Source organism: Ensifer sp. MJa1 (assembly GCF_037026475.1).
Lineage (GTDB): Bacteria > Pseudomonadota > Alphaproteobacteria > Rhizobiales > Rhizobiaceae > Ensifer.
Map to the genome: position 1 here is coordinate 334,351 of NZ_JAKUMO010000002.1, position 17,612 is coordinate 351,962.

Below are 17,612 nucleotides of genomic sequence, written 5' to 3' on the forward strand. Positions count from 1 at the left end.
TTGGCAAGTGAGGGCGGGATGCGGCCCGAAGACCGCATGCACTCGTTCCACTCTAAGCTCGGCAAGCCGTAAAATAGTCCTCAAGAACCCTGTCGACCGCAGCAAGTGTCAGCGGTTTTGCTTTGGCGGCCACCTGTCCGTCACGAACGCGCTCGTAACTGCCCGGAAGATACTGGCTGATCAGCGTTTCCGGTATGGTAACGCCATCCAGCAGCGACAGCAGGTCTTCGACGGCGGCGGCGACCTTGGGGTGCGGCCAGTAGTAGCGGATGCGATCACTGTAGGAGAAATGCCGCTGCAGCCGCTGGGCTTCTGGCGAACCATGGTAATACTTGCCCCAGTTGGCCGGCTCTTCGCGCATGACCATCTCGGTTGCCGCTGCCAGCGTCAGCTTGCGCGCCTCGGGGAAGAGGAAGGCGGCGATCTGGTCGAGGCCGTAGAGCGCTTCGCGCAAGGCAAAGGTCAGGCCGGGGCCTACTTTCAGGATCGCGAAGCCGTCGGAGACGAGATCGCGGAGAGCCTCAGGCGTCTGGTAGTCGGTCGAGTGCGCCTCGAAGACGATGCCGTCGAGCTGCTTCAGGCTGGCGCTGAGCCTTGCTGCTGCAGCCCTGTCATAGGCAATGACGTTCTCATTGCCGAACTCGACGCCCGGCTGGACGACGGCGCCGACGACACGCTTGAAGGCGTCGGCGGCACCCGCAGCTTCGAAGGCTCGCCGGTGGATGCTGACGGTTTCGATCGCGGCTTCCGGCGCGGTCACCTCCAGCGTGTCAAGCTCTTCCAGTGCCCCGCCGGGGACCGGAACCTCGGTGCCGATGATGTAGACGGGGGCGATGCCGTCCTGACCGGAAATGGCTGCCTCGGCCGCAGCGGCAAGCCGGGCGGCACGTTCCGCCGTCACCGCATCCGGCAGCGCCACCGGTTCGCCGGCGCAGCCCATGCTGGTATCGAGATGCAGCTTGGTGAAGCCGGCTTTCGAATAGGCCTCGATCATCGTTACGGCCTTGGCCATGGCCTCATCGGCCGGCAGGTGTTTCCACGGATTGGGGCCGAGATGGTCGCCGCCAAGGATGATCTTCGCTTTCGGGAAGGAGACGCGGTCGGCGATGTCGGCGACGAAGCGGGTGAAGTCGGCCGGCGTCATGCCCGTATAGCCGCCGTCCTGGTTGACCTGGTTGCAGGTCGCCTCGATCAGAAGGGCGGCGTCTTCCTGCAGCGCGCGCAGCATCGCCGCTTCGATTACCAGCGGATGGGCCGAGCAGACGGAGGGAATGCCGCGCGGGCCCGGACGGTCACGCCAGCGGGCAATGTCGATCAGAAGGTTCTGTTGCATGGCCGTCAGCCCTTTCGCGCGTTGATGAAGATTTCGAGATCGGCGCGGGTCGAGGCGCCTTCCATTGGGCCGGAAATCATCACGGCACGTGCGCCCGATGCATTGGCGAATTCGAGCGCCTGGGCGGGTTCCGCGCCGTTCAGCCAGAAGGTGACGAAGGTCGCGCCGAAGCAGTCGCCGGCGCCGGTCGGATCGATCTCCTCGACCGCAAAGCCCGGATGCGAGAGCGTCGTCTCGCGGTCGAAATAGCTGGCGCCGCCGGCACCACGCTTGACGACCACGGCCTTGATGCCGGTGGCGAGCAGTTCGGAAACCGCTTCCACCTCGGTCTTTGCTTCAGTGAACAGGAAGAGTTCCTGCCCGCTCGGCAGGAAGACGTCGGTCTTGGCCAGCACCGTCTGCAGCGCCTCGCGCATGCCCGGGCTGTCGAGGATTTCCGGGCGAAGGTTCGGGTCGAAGGAGACCGTGCCGCCGGCTGATTTGATGATCTCGATCGCGGCAATGATGCTCTCGACGACGCTTGGGGCGTAGAGCGAGGAGCCCATCACATGCAGGTGGGTGCAGCGTCTCACCAGCGCGCGGGCTGCATCATCGAGACGGATCGTACCGCAGGCGCTGTGGCGGATGTTGAAGACAAAGGCGCGGCTGCCGTCCGGGCGATAGCGCACGAAGGCGCTGCCGGTGGTGCCGAGCGGATCGACGGCGATACCCGAAATATCGACACCATCAGCCTTCAGCCGATCAAGGTTGACGTGACCAAAATCGTCGTCGCCGACACGAGAAATGATCGCGGACGCCTGGCCGAGCTTGCCGGCCTGGTCGATAAAGATCGCCGGCGCGCCGGAGGGGTAGGGGCCGATCAGCGGCGTGGCCGTTCGGAAGCCGTCGCCTTTCTCGGTCGCGATGATCTCCACCAGAATTTCGCCGATCGTCAGTATCTTGTGCATGGTCATGGTTCTCTTTGGAGGATCAGCGTTTTGCCTGCTTGGCGCGCACGTCGAGCCAGACGGCGATCAGGATCACCAGGCCCTTGACGATGAGCTGGTAGAAGTAGGGGACCGACAGCATGTTCATGCCGTTGTTCATGACGCCGATGATGAGCGCGCCGATGAGCGTCCCGACCATGGTGCCGACGCCGCCTGCAAGCGAGGTGCCGCCGAGCACGGCCGCCGCAATCGCGTCGAGCTCGTAGCTCATGCCGGCATTGGTCTGGGCGGAGAACAGGCGGGAGGACAGAAGCACGCCGCTGATTGCTGCCATCACGCCGGAGATCATGAAGATGGTGATCTTCAGCCGGTTGACCTTGATGCCGGAATAGACTGCCGCCTCGCGGTTGCCGCCGGTCAAGTAGGCGCGGCGGCCGAAGCTCGTCCTGCTCAAAAGGATGTGGTTGACGAGGAAGAGGACGGCGACCACCCAGATGATGATGGGCAGGCCGAGGAAGCTTTCCGTGCCGATCGCCGTCCAGGTCGAATTCTCGATCATCGCCGGCGCGCCATTGGTCGGCAGGCTGACCATGCCGCGGTAGATGCCCATGGTCGCGACGGTGACGATGAAGGAGGGCAAGAGCAGTTTCGCCGTCAGCACGCCGTTCAGCATGCCCATCAGGGCGCCGGCCAGAAGCGTGATGATCAGCGCGGGCGCAAAGCCGAGGCCGAAGGCGAAACATTGCGCCCCGACCATGCCGGCGACGGCGATGATCGAGCCGACCGAAAGGTCGATCTCGCCAAGCAGGATCACCCAGGTCATACCGAAGGCGGCGATCGCCACCACGGCCACCTGCTGCAGGATGTTCATGAAGTTGACGACCGACATGAAACGCGGATTGAGGAAGGAGAAGATGACGCAGAGCATCACCAGCGACAAAAGGATGCCGCCGTATTGTTTCAGAGCCCGCATGAAGGCGGCCTGGGTCTCGGATTGTTGTGTCATGATTTAAATCCCGTGGCGTGCGCCATGATCGTTTCCGGGTTGAGGTCGGCGCCCGAAAGGGTCGCGCCGATGACGCCCTCGTGCATGACGACGACGCGGTCGCTCATTCCCAGAACCTCCGGCAGCTCGGAGGAGATCAGCAGGATCGCCGTTCCCTCGGCCGCCAGCTGGCGGATGATCTTGTAGATTTCGAACTTGGCGCCGACATCGACGCCGCGGGTGGGCTCGTCGAGGATCAGCACCTTGGGCTTGGTCAGCAACCACTTTGCGAGCACGATCTTCTGCTGGTTGCCGCCGCTCAAGGAACCGGACGGCGTGTCGAGCGAGTGGGTCTTGATCGAAAGCCTTCCGACCTCCGTGGCCGCGGCCTCGCGTTCGGCGCGCTTGCGGGTGAAGCCGAGCGGCCCCGTGAAATCCGAGAGCGCAGCCATCGAGATGTTCCAGCCGACGCTGTGGCCGAGCACGAGGCCCTCTTCCTTGCGGTTCTCGGTGACGAAGCCGATGCCGCGGGCAATCGCCTCGGCCGGCGAGCGGAAGCGGACAGGCTGCCCCTCGAGGCGCACCGAGCCGGTCGCCGCCTTCATGCCGAAGAGCGCGTTCATCACCTCGGAACGGCCGGAGCCGACCAGCCCGAAGAAACCGAGGATTTCGCCAGGGCGGATATCAAAGGAGATGTTCTCGAACTCGCCATCGCGGGTGAGGTCTTCGACCGAGAGAACCGGCGCCGCCGACGCCGGTTGCTCGTGGGTTGGCGCGGGATAGATCTCGTCCATGCGGCGGCCGACCATCAGCGCGATCAGCGCCTCGATGGTGACGTCGTTGCGATCATGGGTGGAGACGTATTCGCCGTCGCGGATGACGGTGATGTCGTCGCTGAGCCGCATGATTTCTTCCATGCGGTGCGAGATGTAGATGACGGCGACGCCGCGCTGTTTCAGCCTGCCTATGATGCTAAACAGGATTTCGGCTTCGCTGTCGCTGAGTGACGAGGTCGGTTCGTCGAGGATCACGACCTTGGCCTCGTGGCTGAGGCCCTTGGCGATCTCGACGAGCTGGCGCTGGGCGATCGAGAGGTTGCCGACCTTCTCGCTGACATCAACGGGTAGGCCGAGGTCGGCGACGATGGCGCGGGCCTTGGCGACAAGCGCCTTGTCGTTGATGAAGCCGAAGCGGCGCGGCTCGCGGGTGGCAAGAATGTTTTCGGCGACCGTCAGGTTGCTGCAGAGGCTGAGCTCCTGGAAGACGATGGCAAGCCCGAGGCTTGCCGCGTCCTGCGGATCGGCGGGCCGGTAGGGGCGCCCGTCAAGCGTAACCTCCCCCGAGGTCGCGTCGTGCACGCCGGCCAGAATCTTCATCAGCGTCGATTTGCCGGCGCCGTTTTCGCCAAGAAGCGTGTGCACCCGGCCGCGCCTGACCTTTAGGCGCATGCCCTTCAGCGCCGCGACCTGGCCGAAGGATTTGGTGATGTTGTCGATTTCGAGAACGGTATCCGTGGTCGAACCATGCATGGCAGCCTCCATACGGCGCCGCGCGCCCCGTTTGGTCGCGCAATGGGCGAGCCGAGGGAGCGCTTGCGGCCACCGGCCCCAAGCGTTCACCTCTGTGGTTGCCGCCGTCATGGGATCGGAGCGGGATGCGGGCGGAAAACCGTACGCACTTTTCCTCATCCCGCTCGAAGACGGCGGCTGTCCTTGGGAGGACTTACTTCGCGGTGTAGACGCCGGGCACGATCGGCTGTTCGGCCGGGACGGTCTCGCCGGCGGCGACCTTGACGGCGGTATCGACCGCCTGCTTGCCCATCTGGTCGGGGAACTGCTGGATGACGCCGACCATGACCGGGTTGGTGTCGACAGCGTCGCGGGCTTCCTTCATGCCGTCGAAGCCGATGACCTTCACCTGGCTTTCGAGGCCTGCGGCCTTGACCGCGACGGCGGCGGCAAGCGCTGCATCGTCGCCAAAGCCGAAGATGCCGGTGATATCAGGATTGGCCTGCAGCATGTTCTGGGCGGCGGCCAGCGCCTCGGCGCGGGTGATGCCGGTCTGGATCGCGACGATCTCCATGTCCGGATGCTTGGCGATCGCTTCCTTGAAGCCGTTGACGCGGTTCACCACCGACTGGACCGTCGGATAATCGATGACGGCGACCTTGCCCTGGTTGTCGAGGACCTTGGCCATCAGTTCGCCGGCCTTGACGCCGCCGGTGAAGTTGTCGGTGCCGATATGGGAGGTGACGGTCGCGCCATTGGCCGGAACGTCGACGGTGATCACCTTGATGCCGGCCTTCTCGGCCTTCTCGATCGCGGCACGCACGCCTTGGCTGTCGACCGGCGAAATGACGATGACATCGACGCCCTTGACGATGAAGTCCTCGACGTCGGCGAGTTGCTTGTTGAGATCCTGGTTGGCGATCGAGACTTCGAGCTTGACGTTCTTGGCTTCAGCTTCGGCTTTCATCGCGTCGGCGAGCTCGATGTAGAACGGATGCTGCTGGGTCAGAAGCGACGCACCGATGCCGTCGGCGAAGGCTGTCGAGGCGAGAAGCGACAGCGCCGTGCCGGCGACGAGCGATTTCAGAATGCGGAACATGTTCATGGTTTCCTCCCTGGAAACGGCGCGGGCCTTCGGTATCTCGGCCAAGCTGGCGAGGCCCTCCCACCGCCGTCTTGGTGAGTGCGTAAAAACCACAAAACTTTGCGCGCGTCAAATTTAAAAGATACACAAATTAAAAATATACTGCGCACCGAGCAAATTTGTGGGCGAGCCAGACTCTCGCGCCGGTTCGTCGGGCCGTCCTCCTTCCGACAGACGAAATGGCGTCAGGCCGGGCCGCTTGCCTTCGCAGCCGCCTGCTCCAGATACAGCCGAAAATGGCAAGGGAATGCGATCATGGGAGGCGATCATGGCCGCGGCACGAAAGACGGTGCGCGTTCGGATTGTAGGGCGTGTGCAGGGCGTCAGCTTTCGCGTCTGGACGCGTGACGAAGCGCAGAGTTTGGGCCTCGATGGCTGGGTGAAAAACGAAGCCGACGGCTCGGTCGCCGCATTGATCAGCGGTCCTGAGGCGGAGGTGACACGGATGCTGGAACGTCTGTCCATAGGACCGCCGGCAGCCTCAGTCACCCAGGTCAAAACCGAGTTCGCGGAAATGCCGGAAGAGTTTCACGGGTTTCGCATCACGCGCTAGCGCGCGCCTAGGGCAAAAAAAGAGCCGCCCGAAGAGCCAATCACTCCGAGCGGCGGTTTCATGTCACGAGCGACAATCCGGAGATCAAAAATTCCAGTCCTCGTCTTCGGTGGCGACCGCCTTGCCGATGACATAGGAGGAACCGGAGCCGGAGAAGAAGTCGTGGTTCTCGTCGGCGTTCGGCGACAGCGCGGAGAGAATGGCGGGGTTGACCTTGCAGGCCTCGGCCGGGAACAGCGCCTCGTAGCCGAGATTCATCAGCGCCTTGTTGGCGTTGTAGTGCAGGAACTTCTTCACGTCCTCGGTAAGGCCGACGCCGTCATAAAGCGCCTCGGTGTACTTTGCCTCGTTGTCGTAGAGTTCGAGCAAAAGGTCGAAGGCAAAATCCTTGATCTCCTGCCGGCGCTCTTCGCTCATGCGCTCAAGCGCACGCTGGAACTTGTAGCCGATGTAATACCCATGCACCGCCTCGTCGCGGATGATCAGCCGGATCATGTCGGCGGTGTTGGTGAGCTTGGCGCGGCTCGACCAGAACATCGGCAGGTAAAAGCCGGAATAGAACAGGAAGCTCTCGAGGAAGACGCTGGCGACCTTCTTCTTGAGCGGATCTCCGGAAGCGTATTCGGCCATGATCAGCGCCGACTTCTTCTGCAGGAACTCGTTTTCCTCCGACCAGCGATAGGCGTCGTCGACATCAGGTGTCAGGCAGAGCGTCGAGAAGATCGAGGAATAGGAGCGCGCGTGCACCGCCTCCATGAAGGAGATGTTGGAAAGCACCGCCTCTTCATGCGGGGTAGCTGAATCCTCCATCAGCCTGACGGCGCCGACGCCGTTCTGGATCGTGTCGAGCAGCGTCAAGCCGGTGAAGACGCGGATGGTGAGCTTCTGCTCCTCTGGTTTCAGCGTCGCCCAGGACGGGATGTCGTTGGAGAGCGGCACTTTTTCCGGCAGCCAGAAATTGCCGGTCAGCCGGTTCCAGACCTCCAAGTCCTTGTCGTCCTCGATGCGGTTCCAGTTGATGGCTCGGATGCGGCTTGCGGGTTTGGTGTGCATGTTCATGGTCGGGCCTTTTAGAATGGTGCTGGCCCCTCATCCGCCTGCCGGCACCTTCTCCCCGCAGGTGGGGAGAAGGGACCAGCCGCACCGTCCTGACGCATCCATCAGCGTTTCGTGTGGCACGTCCCCTCTCCCCTCAAGCGGGGAGAGGGTTAGGGTGAGGGGCAGTTACAGGAATGCAAAGTTACAGCGCGCAGGAGACGCAGCCCTGGACCTGCGTGCCCTCGAGCGCCATCTGGCGAAGGCGGATGTAGTAGATGGTCTTGATGCCCTTCTTCCAAGCATGGATCTGGGCGCGGTTGATGTCGCGGGTCGTTGCCGTGTCGCGGAAGAACAGCGTCAGCGACAGGCCCTGGTCGACGTGCTGGGTCGCCGCCGCATAGGTGTCGATAATCTTCTCCGGTCCGATCTCGTAGGCATCCTGGTAGTATTCGAGGTTGTCGTTGGTCATGAAGGCTGCGGGATAATAGACGCGGCCGATCTTGCCTTCCTTGCGGATCTCGATCTTCGAGACGATCGGGTGGATCGAGGAGGTCGAATGATTGATGTAGGAGATCGAGCCTGTCGGCGGCACCGCCTGGAGGTTCTGGTTGTAGAGGCCGCCCGTCATGACCGCCTGCTTCAGCTCCAGCCAGTCTTCCTGCGTTGGAATGCTGATGCCGGCCTTCTCGAACAGGTCCTTCACCTTCTCGGTCTCAGGCAGCCATTCGGCCTCGGTGTATTTGTCGAAATACTCGCCCGAAGCGTATTTCGAGTTCCCGAAACCCTTGAAGCTCTCGCCGCGCTCGACGGCGATGCGGTTCGAGGCGCGGATGGCGTGATAGGTCACGGTGTAGAAATAGATGTTGGTGAAATCGATGCCTTCCGCAGAGCCGTAGAAGATGCGCTCGCGGGCGAGATAGCCATGCAGGTTCATCTGGCCAAGGCCGATCGCGTGGCTGTCGTCGTTGCCCTTCTCGATCGAAGGTACGGAGGAGATGTGGCTCATGTCCGAGACGGCCGTCAGCGCCCGGATCGAGGTCTCGATCGTCTTGCCGAAGTCGGCTGAGTCCATGGCGGCGGCAATGTTCAGCGAGCCGAGATTGCAGGAGATGTCCTTGCCCATGTTCTTGTAGGAAAGGTCGTCGTTGAATTCGCTGGGCTCGCTCACCTGCAGGATCTCCGAGCAGAGATTGCTCATGGTGATGCGGCCTTCGATCGGGTTGGCCCGGTTCACCGTGTCCTCGAACATGATGTAGGGATAGCCGCTCTCGAACTGGATCTCGGCAAGGATCTGGAAGAACTCGCGCGCCTTGATCTTCCGCTTGCGGATGCGCGCATCCTCCACCATCTCGCGGTATTTCTCGCTGACCGAAATCTCGGTCAACGGCACGCCATAGACCCGCTCCACGTCATAGGGCGAGAACAGGTACATGTCCTCGTTGTTGCGGGCGAGCTCGAAGGTGATGTCGGGGATGACGACGCCGAGCGACAGCGTCTTGATGCGGATCTTCTCGTCGGCGTTTTCGCGCTTGGTGTCGAGGAAGCGCATGATGTCGGGGTGGTGGGCATGCAGGTAGACGGCCCCCGCCCCCTGGCGGGCGCCGAGCTGATTGGCATAGGAGAACGAGTCCTCGAGCAGCTTCATGACCGGGATGATCCCGGAGGACTGGTTCTCGATCTGCTTGATCGGGGCCCCCATCTCGCGGATGTTGGTGAGCGACAGTGCCACGCCGCCGCCGCGCTTGGAGAGCTGCAGCGCCGAATTGATCGCGCGGCCGATGCTTTCCATGTTGTCCTCGACCCGAAGCAGGAAGCAGGAAACGAGTTCGCCACGGGCCTTCTTGCCGGCATTGAGGAAGGTCGGCGTCGCCGGCTGGAAGCGGCCGGAAATGATCTCGTCGACGAGATCGCGGGCAAACTGTTCGTCGCCGCGCGCTAGCGCCAGCGCCACCATGCAGACACGGTCCTCGTAGCGCTCCAGGTAACGCTTACCGTCGAAGGTCTTCAGCGTGTAGGAGGTGTAATATTTGAAGGCGCCGAGGAAGGTCGGGAACCGGAATTTCTTCGCGTAGGCGTGGTCGTAGAGATCGCGCACGAAATTGAAGGAATACTGGTCGAGGACCTCCTGCTCGTAGTAGCCCTCGGTCATCAGATAATCGAGCTTCTCGCGCAAATTATGGAAGAAAACCGTGTTCTGGTTGACGTGCTGGAGGAAGTACTGCTTCGCGGCCAGCCGGTCCTTGTCGAGCTGGATCCTGCCCTCCTCGTCATAGAGGTTCAGCATCGCGTTCAGCGCATGATAGTCGAGCGCTGCTTCTGTCGCCTTCAAGGGGCGTTCGAGTGTTGTGACGTCCAAAATCGTTCCATCCCGTTTCTGACATTGGCGACGTCCTCTTCGGTTCCGAGAAGCTCGAACCGGTAGAGGTAAGGCACTCGGCACTTGGCCGAGATCACGTCGCCGGCGATCCCGTAGGTCGCGCCGAAATTGCTGTTGCCCGCGGCAATCACGCCGCGGATGTGGGAGCGGTTGCCCGCGTCGTTCAAGAAGCGGATCACCTGTTTCGGCACCGCACCCCGGCCGTCGTCACCGCAATAGGTCGGCACGACGAGCACGTAGGGCTCGGATACCGTAAGCGTGTCCTTACCTTGCCTAAGCGGTATGCGGGCGGCGCGCAGGCCGAGCTTTTCGACGAAGCGATGGGTGTTTTCCGAACGGCTGGAAAAATAGACGATCAGGCCCATCGCCTCTGTCCCTCAGGAAAGCGAACCGATCATATCCGGGCGGAAACCGGCCCAGTGCCGCTCGCCGGCAACGACGACCGGAACCTGCCGATAGCCGAGACCCTGCACTAGTGCGAAGGCATCCGTGTCTTCGGAGATATCGACAATCCTGTAATCGATGCCCTGGCGGTCGAGCGCACGGGTGGTGGCGGTGCATTGCACGCAGGCGGGCTTGCTGTAGACGGTGATGGACATGGGTTCCTCAGATGTTGAGCAGAATTCGGGGCGCAGAAATTCAGTGGATCGCGCGGACGCGAACCGTGGGTTTGGCGACAGGGCGCAGGACGTCGTTCTCCGATCATCTCGACCGGAGTTGATGTCGGCGAACTGGCCCGGGGTCGGCTTCAGGCAACCGGGCCGGTAAATTCTGGCGGGGCGCCCGAAAAACGCCGTCGAAGCGACTCTTCAGGGCACGACCTTTCGATCAGGCGCGCAAAAATACGCACCCGTCCGCAGAAGGTGGATCTGTACTGGAAGAAACTGACATGACTTCACCCCGAAGCTTTCGGCAGGCCGCCGGGGAGATGTCGAGACGATCAGGCAGGCTCATCCTGCCACGCGCAACTCAACCCCTCCGGACACCCCGCCCGTGGACGTTTGGTGCTCAAGGCAGGTCTCCTGGCTTACGGGTCTCCGCTTCCGTCCCGACCTTCCCGCGGCCTCATGCCTCAGTGGTCCAATTCCGGACAGTCGCTCGCCGTCTACAGTTGCGGGGGCAGCTACGGCATAGCCGGGCAGAAATCCGCCGGCGCACCGTATTCCCGTCTTAGCTCCCTATCCTTGCGAATCGGAAGAACCTCGAACACTAGATATAGTAGTTCATCGCCAATCTTCGTCAATAGGTCTGGGGTGCCTGAGGCCGGGGCAAGGGGGTGATTTCTTTTGCGGTGTGGATAACGGGGAGTAAACGACCGTTCATCGCCGAGGCTGTGGATAGGGCGCACCCGGTGTTGCAGGCGCGCCCATCCTCCTAGCCGGTGAAAGCGGGCACGGGGCAATTGTCGGCGTCGACGGCAACCATGACAAAGGTTCCAGTCACCGTCCGTTGCCGGGTGCCGGTCAGAAGCTCTTCCGACCAGAGCTCGACTTCGATCGTGGCCGAGCTGCGACCGGTGTCCACGATGCGGGCAACGGATTCGATGATCGAGCCGATCGTGATGCGGTGCCTGAAGTCCATGCCGGTGCAGGAGGCGAGCACCGTCGTCCGGTGGCTCCTGCGCGTTGCGACAACGAAGGCAGCCTTCGTCATCTGCGCGAGGGCATCACCGCCAAACATGGCGCCGAAGCTGTTGGCCTGGTCGGGAAAGACGATGTCGACCATGCGCAGCACAGCATCGTCTTCGGGCGCGCGCACGGCTCGACCGAGCGGTGGCAGCACCCATTGCTCTTTTCTGGCACAAGGCTGGGCAACCATGGTGAAGGTGCCGCGGCTGCATAAGACCCGGCTGCCGGTCACGTCTTCCGCGATCATCTCGACCTCGACCTCCATCGAGCGGCGCCCGACGCGGACGGGACGCCCGGTAAAGCGGACGATCTGGCCAATCAGCGCCGGCGCGCGAAAGTCGATGCGGTCGCAGGAGGCAGTGACAAACGGGACACGACCATGACGGGTGGCGACGATGAAGGCGATCCGGTCCATGGATGCAAGGCCGGCGCCGCCGAACAGCGTGCCATGGTGATTGCTGTCGCCCGGGAAAACGATGTCGATCAGGGTCTGCGGTGCCGGGATTTCTCCCGGCACCGTTGCAATGTCGTCCGTCATGCGCCGACGGCTTCGCGAGCTGGAGCCGCAAAGGTCTGTCGGAGCGAGCGCGCCGCCGCGACCATGTTGACGAGTGCCGGCCGCGTCTCTTCCCAGCGGCGCGTCTTCAGCCCGCAATCGGGATTGACCCAGATCTGACCTGGGGCAAGGCCGTCGGTCGCCTTCTCGACGAGATGCACCATCTCCTCGACGCTCGGCACCCGCGGTGAATGGATGTCGTAAACGCCGGGGCCGATCTCGTTCGGATAGGCCTCGTCAGTAAACGCACCGAGCAGTTCCATCTTCGAACGCGACGTCTCGATCGAGATCACGTCGGCATCCATGGCGGCGATCGCCGGCATGATGTCGTTGAACTCGGAGTAGCACATGTGGGTGTGGATCTGCGTTGCGTCGTCAACACCGGCTGCGCTGAGGCGGAAGCACTCCACAGCCCAGTCGAGATAGGCTTTCCGGTCGGCGAGCCGCAGCGGCAGACCCTCGCGCAAGGCCGGTTCGTCGATCTGGATGATGGCGATGCCGGCTGCCTCGAGGTCGGTGACCTCGTCGCTGAGCGCCAGCGCGATCTGCCGGCAAACGACCGAGCGCGGCAGGTCGTCGCGCACGAAGGACCATTGCAGCATGGTGACCGGCCCCGTCAGCATGCCCTTGACCGGGCGCTGCGTCAGCGACTGGGCGAAGGTGGCCCAATCGACGGTCATCGGGTACGGCCGCGAGACGTCGCCGAAGATGATCGGGGGGCGGACATAGCGCGAGCCGTAGCTCTGCACCCAGCCGCTCTGGGTGAAGGCGTAGCCCGAAAGCTGTTCGGCGAAATACTGCACCATGTCGTTGCGTTCGAATTCGCCGTGAACCAGAACGTCGATGCCGATCTCTTCCTGCCAGCGCACCGCCTGCTCGGTTTCCTGGCGGAGGTAGCGGACGTAGTCGACGTAGCTGAGCTCGCCCTTGGCATGCAGCGACCGTGCCTGGCGGACCTCCGACGTCTGCGGGAAGGAGCCGATCGTCGTCGTCGGGAAGAGTGGCAGAGACAGCCTCTCGGCCTGCAGGCGACGACGGGTGTCGAACGGTGCGTGACGCTTGCTGTCGGCAGCCGTCAGTTCCTTCAGTCGCCCGGAGACGAGCGGGTCATGGATCCTGAGCGAGGTGAGCCTTGCCCTGGCGGCGTCAATCGAGGCCGAAAACACCTGCTCGGGATTGGCAAGTCCCGGCTCGAAGGCGCGGGCAAGCAGGCTCAATTCGTCGAGCTTCTGCACGGCGAAGGCGAGCCAGGAGGAAAGCTCGGGATCGAGCGCGCGTTCCAGGTCGAGATCGACGGGCACATGCAACAACGAGCACGAGGGGGCAAGCTCGATACGGTCGCGGCCATGGGTGGAGACCAGCGGCTGCAGCCGGCGGAACAGACCCGCAAGATCGCTCCGCCAGATGTTGCGGCCGTCGACGATGCCGAGCGAGAGCACCCGGTCGGCCGGAGCGGACTGGATGAGGGCATCGATCTGCTGCGGCGCGCGCACGAGATCGACATGGAGGCCGGCAACCGGAAGTGCCAGTGCCGCCGCCGTGTTGTCGCCGATCGAACCGAAATAGGTTGCAAGCATGATTTTCAGCCGGGGGATCTCAGTGGCGAAGGTGCGATAGGCGAGGTCGAGGGCGCGACGGTCCCTGTCCGTGAGGTCGAGCGCCAGGCAGGGCTCGTCGATCTGGACCCAGTCGGCGCCGGCGTCCGCAAGTTCGGTAAGCACCCGGACATAGACCGGCAGCAGGCGCTCGATCAGGTCGACCGGATCGAAGTCGTCACCCTTGGCCTTGCCGAGCTTGAGCAAAGCCACCGGGCCAAGCAGCACCGGACGGGTGCGATAGCCGAGCGCTTCAGCCTCGAGAAAGGTCTCGAGCGGCCGGTTGTGCGTCAGCTCGAAACGTTGGTCGGGTTCGAATTCGGGCACCATGTAGTGGTAGTTGGTGTCGAACCACTTGGTCATTTCGAGCGCGGGGTTGCCGCTGTCGGTTCCGACGTGCGAGCAGCCGGAGGCGCAGGGCGTGCCGGTCGAGCCACGCGCCATGGCAAAATAGGTGTCGAGATCGACGGGGCCGCCTTTCCAGCCGTAGGCCGGCGGGATCGCACCGACGAGCACGGCGGTGTCGAGCACATGGTCATAGAAGGAGAAGTCGTTCGACGGGAGGATGTCGATGCCGCGCGCCTTTTGCGCGGCCCAACTTTCGGCACGCAGCTTCGCTCCGGTATCGAGCAGTTCGTCGCGGCTCGCCCTTCCCGTCCAATAGCGTTCGAGCGCGAATTTCAGTTCGCGATGGCGGCCGATGCGCGGGAAACCGAGATTGGCAGTCTTGATGGTCATTTCCTTACCCCGAAGGTTGTGGGCAAGGCTTTGAACGCGACGCAGCCGCGGCGCGGGGATCAGCCCGCGTCGTCAACGCGCCTCATCGGACACCCCGCCCGTGGACGTTGTTCATCGCGGCAGGTCTCCTGGCTTGCGGGTCGTCACGAACCGTTCCGTCTTCCCGAGGCGTCTTCCTCAGTGACATTATCGAACGGCCGCTCTCCGCCTACAGTTGCGGGGGCAGCTCCGGCATGGGCGTTTCAAGGCGCCGCACCGAATTCCCTCTTAGCTCCATCCCGCCGGAAGGCGGGCGAAGAACCACGATGGCAGGACAATGCCCTGTCCAAACGACGCCGTCAATCGCATAAAGAAATGCTTATGTCTTTATTTTCGCCCGCCGACGCGCGGGGCGATGCGATCACCGGCCGCGGCAGGTTCACCTGAACCTGTGTTTGCAATGGACGCGCCTTCCAGAATTGCGGGGGATTGTACGGCACGGCTATGTCAGCGACACGCGCGCGGATCCGCTCTTCATCGCGCGTCAGACCGATATCCCTGAGCTGGATCTCGCTGAATGCTTCCAGCGATACCGTTGGTCGGATGGTTTCGCCCGCCCAGGTCAAGACGTGACGGATCGTTGATCGCGCTGCCTCAAGCATTGCTACCCTCTTCGTTTCGCGATGGTGTGTTCGCGAAAAAAATTGAGGGAATTTGTCCTCTCGCGCAAAGCGAATTCTCGCATGCTGACATAAAGAATGCTTATCTCAGGCCATGAGCAAGATTCCTCCCATGAGTGCCGTGCGCGCGTTCGAGGCCGCGGCCAGGCACCTGAGCTTCACCCGCGCGGCGGATGAGCTCGGCATGACGCAGGCCGCCGTCAGCTACCAGATCCGGTTGCTCGAGGACCGCATCGGCACGCCACTCTTCGTTCGTCTTCCACGCGAGGTGCGATTGACCGCTGCCGGCCGCCAGCTTGCGCCAAAAGTGACCGAGGCGATCGATCTCTTGGGCGCCGCTTTCTCCGAGATTGCCGACAAGACCGAACACCACCTGCACATCTCGGTGCTGCCAACGGTCGTGTCGAGTTGGCTCGGGCAGCGGCTCGCCTCGTTCCAGACCGCCCATCCGAACATCAGCATAAGGGTGCACATGTCGACCGAACTGGTCGACTTCAAGCGCGACGCCATTGATCTTGCGGTGCGCAGCGGTGCCGGTGACTGGCCGGGCAATGATGTGTTTCCGCTGTTCCCGCTCGACTACGTGCCGGTCTGCACGCCATCCTTCCTGGAAAAGCACCAACTTAGGGAACCGTCTGATGTTTTGCGCGTGCGGCGCTTCGGCAACGCCAACTGGTGGCGACGATGGATGATCGAAGCGGGCGTCGAGCCGCCGGCAAGCAACGGCACCGAGCTGATCTTCGATGTCCAGGCGATGGACGTGGCGACGACGCTTGCGGACCACGGCATCGCCATTGCCGTCTCGACCTTTCTGATGGAGGAACTGAAGAGCGGCAGGCTCATCCGGCCGTTCGAACATGTGGTCAGGGACGGCCGGGCCTACTGGCTGGTCTATCCGCAGAGCAACCGGCGTCAGAAGAAGATCCAGGCCTTTCGCGACTGGGTGGTCGCCGAGGCCGATGCGTCGAACGCGCTGCTTGCAAGAGTGATGGAATCGTCCTGGTCGCCTCAGGTCGAGGCCGGCGCAAGCGCGCTGGCGAAACCTGAATAGGATTTGTTGAGCGGGGCCGCGTAGGAGCCGCGCTTGCTGGTCGAAAGTCCCTGCGAAACCAGCGCCTCTGCCTGCTTCACTGCGGCGGACACCCCATCGATGACCGGAATGCTGTAATCGGCTTGAAGCATGCGGGCGAGATCCGCCATGCCGGCGCAGCCAAGCACGATCGCCTCGGCGCCGTCCTCAGCGAGCGCCAGTTCGATCTCGCGCCGGAGCTTGGCAAGCGCATTCGAGCCCTTGTCTTCCAGTTCAAGCACGGGAATATCGGCGGCGCGTACCCTTGCTCGGCCAGCCATGCCGTAGTGCCGGGTCAGATTTTCTATCAGCACCCGCGAACGTTCGAGCGTCGTGACGACAGTGAAGCGCTGCGCCAGCATGGCTGCAGTCGCGACGGCGGATTCGCACAAGCCGACCACCGGAATGCGGGCAAGCGCCCGCGCGGCCTCAAGCCCGGTGTCGTCGAAGCAGGCGATGACGGCCGCGTCGGCGCCCGCGGCCTCGCCGTCACGGATCTCCGCGAGCAGGCCCGGAAGCGCGATCGCACCGTCATAGTGTCCTTCGATCGAGGCCGGCCCCGACTTCGATGTGCGTGACAGGATCTCCGTGCCAGGACCAGCGACAGCCCGGGCGGCCGTGGCGGCCTTGGCTGTCATCGAGGCGGTGGTGTTGGGATTGACGATCAGGATGCGCATGGGCCTAGCTCAGCTTTGCCTGGCGGCGCCGCAGCATCAGAATGACAGCCAGCGCGACGAGGATGATGGTGAAGGAAAAGAGCGTGGTGACCGTGCCGAGCGCGTAGAGCACCGGTGTCGTCACATTGGTGGTCATGCCGTAGATTTCGAGCGGCAGGGTATTGTAGCTGCCCGACGTCATCAGCGTACGGGCAAACTCGTCATAGGAGAGCGTGAAGCCGAAGAGGCCGACGCCGATCAGGCTCGGGGCAATCATCGGCAGGAGCACGTGGCGAAAGGTCTGCCATGATGTCGCGCCGAGATCGCGCGCCGCTTCCTCGTAGGCCGGCGAGAACCGGTTGAACACCGCAAACATGATCAGCACGCCAAAGGGCAGCGTCCAGGTGAGGTGCGCGCCGAAACCGGAGGAGTACCACGCGGGCTTCAGGCCGAACTGCTGAAAGACGACGCCAATGCCGAGCGAGATGATGATCGACGGCACCACGAGACTTGCGACGGTCAGATAGAAGAGCGCGGTCCCCCCGCGAAAGCGCCGGCGAAACGCGAGGCCGGCAAGCAGGGCGACCACGACGTTGACCACCATCACCATCAGCCCGAGCGTGAAGGAACGGCGGAACGAGGCACCGAAATCGCCGACCGCCTGCTTTTCGAACAGATTGTAGAACCAGTGCACGGAGACGCCGTTCAACGGAAAGGTGAGGCCGCCGTCCGGTCCCTGGAAGGAGAGGATCAGCACCGCCGAGAGCGGCCCGTAGAGGAAGAGCACGAACAGGGTGAAGAAGGCTGCGAGCAGGTAGAAGCCTTTGCCGCGTTTCTCGTGGTTCAT

At 63.0% G+C, this 17,612-nt stretch carries 16 protein-coding genes and 2 riboswitches; of the genes, 2 read left to right on the plus strand and 14 right to left on the minus strand.

Annotation, left to right across the window (positions count from 1 at the left end; translation table 11 throughout):
* Positions 1-52 precede the first annotated feature (52 nt).
* From MKZ91_RS04295 to MKZ91_RS04315, 5 genes are all read right to left on the minus strand, one after another.
* A complete protein-coding gene (locus tag MKZ91_RS04295) occupies positions 53-1,333 on the minus strand; it encodes a D-tagatose-bisphosphate aldolase, class II, non-catalytic subunit (RefSeq protein ID WP_336168300.1) in 1,281 nt (426 codons plus the stop codon).
* A gap of 5 nt (positions 1,334-1,338) precedes the next feature.
* On the minus strand, positions 1,339-2,280 hold the full coding sequence (locus MKZ91_RS04300; protein WP_336168302.1) for a tagatose kinase: 942 nt from the start codon (positions 2,278-2,280) through the stop codon (positions 1,339-1,341).
* Between the two features lie 22 nt (positions 2,281-2,302).
* The gene (locus MKZ91_RS04305; protein WP_336168304.1) at positions 2,303-3,265 is read right to left on the minus strand and encodes an ABC transporter permease; all 963 of its coding nucleotides are present in this window, start codon (positions 3,263-3,265) and stop codon (positions 2,303-2,305) included.
* Positions 3,262-4,773 carry a sugar ABC transporter ATP-binding protein gene (locus tag MKZ91_RS04310; protein ID WP_336168306.1) on the minus strand — a complete coding sequence of 504 codons (1,512 nt, stop codon included), beginning with the start codon at positions 4,771-4,773 and terminating at the stop codon, positions 3,262-3,264. The genes MKZ91_RS04305 and MKZ91_RS04310 overlap by 4 nt, the downstream gene beginning before the upstream one ends.
* 193 nt (positions 4,774-4,966) lie before the next feature.
* A complete protein-coding gene (locus tag MKZ91_RS04315; RefSeq protein ID WP_336168309.1) occupies positions 4,967-5,857 on the minus strand; it encodes a substrate-binding domain-containing protein in 891 nt (296 codons plus the stop codon).
* A gap of 307 nt (positions 5,858-6,164) precedes the next feature.
* Here MKZ91_RS04315 and MKZ91_RS04320 point away from each other — a divergent pair, with 307 nt between their 5' ends.
* Positions 6,165-6,449, plus strand: coding sequence for an acylphosphatase (locus MKZ91_RS04320; protein ID WP_336168311.1), 285 nt, complete (start codon positions 6,165-6,167; stop codon positions 6,447-6,449).
* Positions 6,450-6,533: 84 nt separating this feature from the next.
* Here the strand turns inward: MKZ91_RS04320 and nrdF are convergent, their stop codons facing one another.
* The 7 genes from nrdF to MKZ91_RS04355 form a co-directional block, all read right to left on the minus strand.
* Positions 6,534-7,508, minus strand: a complete 975-nt coding sequence (gene nrdF, locus MKZ91_RS04325; protein WP_336168313.1) for a class 1b ribonucleoside-diphosphate reductase subunit beta — start codon at positions 7,506-7,508, stop codon at positions 6,534-6,536.
* Between the two features lie 181 nt (positions 7,509-7,689).
* The gene (gene nrdE, locus MKZ91_RS04330; RefSeq protein ID WP_336168316.1) at positions 7,690-9,843 is read right to left on the minus strand and encodes a class 1b ribonucleoside-diphosphate reductase subunit alpha; all 2,154 of its coding nucleotides are present in this window, start codon (positions 9,841-9,843) and stop codon (positions 7,690-7,692) included.
* A complete protein-coding gene (gene nrdI / locus MKZ91_RS04335) occupies positions 9,813-10,229 on the minus strand; it encodes a class Ib ribonucleoside-diphosphate reductase assembly flavoprotein NrdI (RefSeq protein ID WP_336168317.1) in 417 nt (138 codons plus the stop codon). Before nrdI ends, nrdE begins: the two co-directional genes overlap by 31 nt.
* Positions 10,230-10,241: 12 nt before the next feature.
* Entirely contained in the window at positions 10,242-10,463 is a 222-nt protein-coding gene (gene nrdH / locus MKZ91_RS04340) for a glutaredoxin-like protein NrdH (protein WP_336168319.1), read from the minus strand.
* 396 nt (positions 10,464-10,859) lie between these two features.
* Positions 10,860-11,084, minus strand: a riboswitch (cobalamin riboswitch).
* Positions 11,085-11,238: 154 nt separating this feature from the next.
* Complete coding sequence (locus MKZ91_RS04345) at positions 11,239-12,030, minus strand: acyl-CoA thioesterase (protein ID WP_336168321.1); 792 nt, start codon at positions 12,028-12,030, stop codon at positions 11,239-11,241.
* Entirely contained in the window at positions 12,027-14,381 is a 2,355-nt protein-coding gene (gene metE / locus MKZ91_RS04350; protein ID WP_336168323.1) for a 5-methyltetrahydropteroyltriglutamate--homocysteine S-methyltransferase, read from the minus strand. The genes MKZ91_RS04345 and metE overlap by 4 nt, the downstream gene beginning before the upstream one ends.
* Before the next feature lie 101 nt (positions 14,382-14,482).
* Positions 14,483-14,701: riboswitch (cobalamin riboswitch) on the minus strand.
* An 18-nt stretch (positions 14,702-14,719) separates the two neighbouring features.
* A complete protein-coding gene (locus MKZ91_RS04355; RefSeq protein WP_336168325.1) occupies positions 14,720-15,022 on the minus strand; it encodes a hypothetical protein in 303 nt (100 codons plus the stop codon).
* A 130-nt stretch (positions 15,023-15,152) separates the two neighbouring features.
* Between MKZ91_RS04355 and MKZ91_RS04360 the strand changes: the two genes are divergently transcribed.
* The gene (locus tag MKZ91_RS04360; protein ID WP_336168327.1) at positions 15,153-16,091 is read left to right on the plus strand and encodes a LysR substrate-binding domain-containing protein; all 939 of its coding nucleotides are present in this window, start codon (positions 15,153-15,155) and stop codon (positions 16,089-16,091) included.
* Here MKZ91_RS04360 and MKZ91_RS04365 read toward each other — a convergent pair.
* Together MKZ91_RS04365 and MKZ91_RS04370 are read right to left on the minus strand one after the other, a co-directional pair.
* Entirely contained in the window at positions 16,049-16,786 is a 738-nt protein-coding gene (locus tag MKZ91_RS04365) for an aspartate/glutamate racemase family protein (protein WP_336168329.1), read from the minus strand. The two genes, MKZ91_RS04360 and MKZ91_RS04365, sit on opposite strands and share 43 nt — an antisense overlap.
* Before the next feature lie 4 nt (positions 16,787-16,790).
* Positions 16,791-17,612, minus strand: a complete 822-nt coding sequence (locus tag MKZ91_RS04370; RefSeq protein ID WP_336168331.1) for an ABC transporter permease — start codon at positions 17,610-17,612, stop codon at positions 16,791-16,793.

Bases quoted from the DNA above. Each gene is read 5' to 3' on its own strand.
- nrdH (WP_336168319.1), bottom strand. From the start codon at position 10,463: ATGTCCATCACCGTCTACAGCAAGCCCGCCTGCGTGCAATGCACCGCC.
- MKZ91_RS04310 (WP_336168306.1), bottom strand. From the start codon at position 4,773: ATGCATGGTTCGACCACGGATACCGTTCTCGAAATCGACAACATCACC.
- MKZ91_RS04295 (WP_336168300.1), bottom strand. From the start codon at position 1,333: ATGCAACAGAACCTTCTGATCGACATTGCCCGCTGGCGTGACCGTCCG.
- MKZ91_RS04305 (WP_336168304.1), bottom strand. From the start codon at position 3,265: ATGACACAACAATCCGAGACCCAGGCCGCCTTCATGCGGGCTCTGAAA.
- MKZ91_RS04300 (WP_336168302.1), bottom strand. From the start codon at position 2,280: ATGCACAAGATACTGACGATCGGCGAAATTCTGGTGGAGATCATCGCG.
- metE (WP_336168323.1), bottom strand. From the start codon at position 14,381: ATGACCATCAAGACTGCCAATCTCGGTTTCCCGCGCATCGGCCGCCAT.
- MKZ91_RS04315 (WP_336168309.1), bottom strand. From the start codon at position 5,857: ATGAACATGTTCCGCATTCTGAAATCGCTCGTCGCCGGCACGGCGCTG.
- nrdI (WP_336168317.1), bottom strand. From the start codon at position 10,229: ATGGGCCTGATCGTCTATTTTTCCAGCCGTTCGGAAAACACCCATCGC.
- MKZ91_RS04320 (WP_336168311.1), top strand. From the start codon at position 6,165: ATGGCCGCGGCACGAAAGACGGTGCGCGTTCGGATTGTAGGGCGTGTG.
- nrdF (WP_336168313.1), bottom strand. From the start codon at position 7,508: ATGAACATGCACACCAAACCCGCAAGCCGCATCCGAGCCATCAACTGG.
- MKZ91_RS04345 (WP_336168321.1), bottom strand. From the start codon at position 12,030: ATGACGGACGACATTGCAACGGTGCCGGGAGAAATCCCGGCACCGCAG.
- MKZ91_RS04355 (WP_336168325.1), bottom strand. From the start codon at position 15,022: ATGCTTGAGGCAGCGCGATCAACGATCCGTCACGTCTTGACCTGGGCG.
- MKZ91_RS04365 (WP_336168329.1), bottom strand. From the start codon at position 16,786: ATGCGCATCCTGATCGTCAATCCCAACACCACCGCCTCGATGACAGCC.
- MKZ91_RS04360 (WP_336168327.1), top strand. From the start codon at position 15,153: ATGAGTGCCGTGCGCGCGTTCGAGGCCGCGGCCAGGCACCTGAGCTTC.
- MKZ91_RS04370 (WP_336168331.1), bottom strand. From the start codon at position 17,612: ATGAACCACGAGAAACGCGGCAAAGGCTTCTACCTGCTCGCAGCCTTC.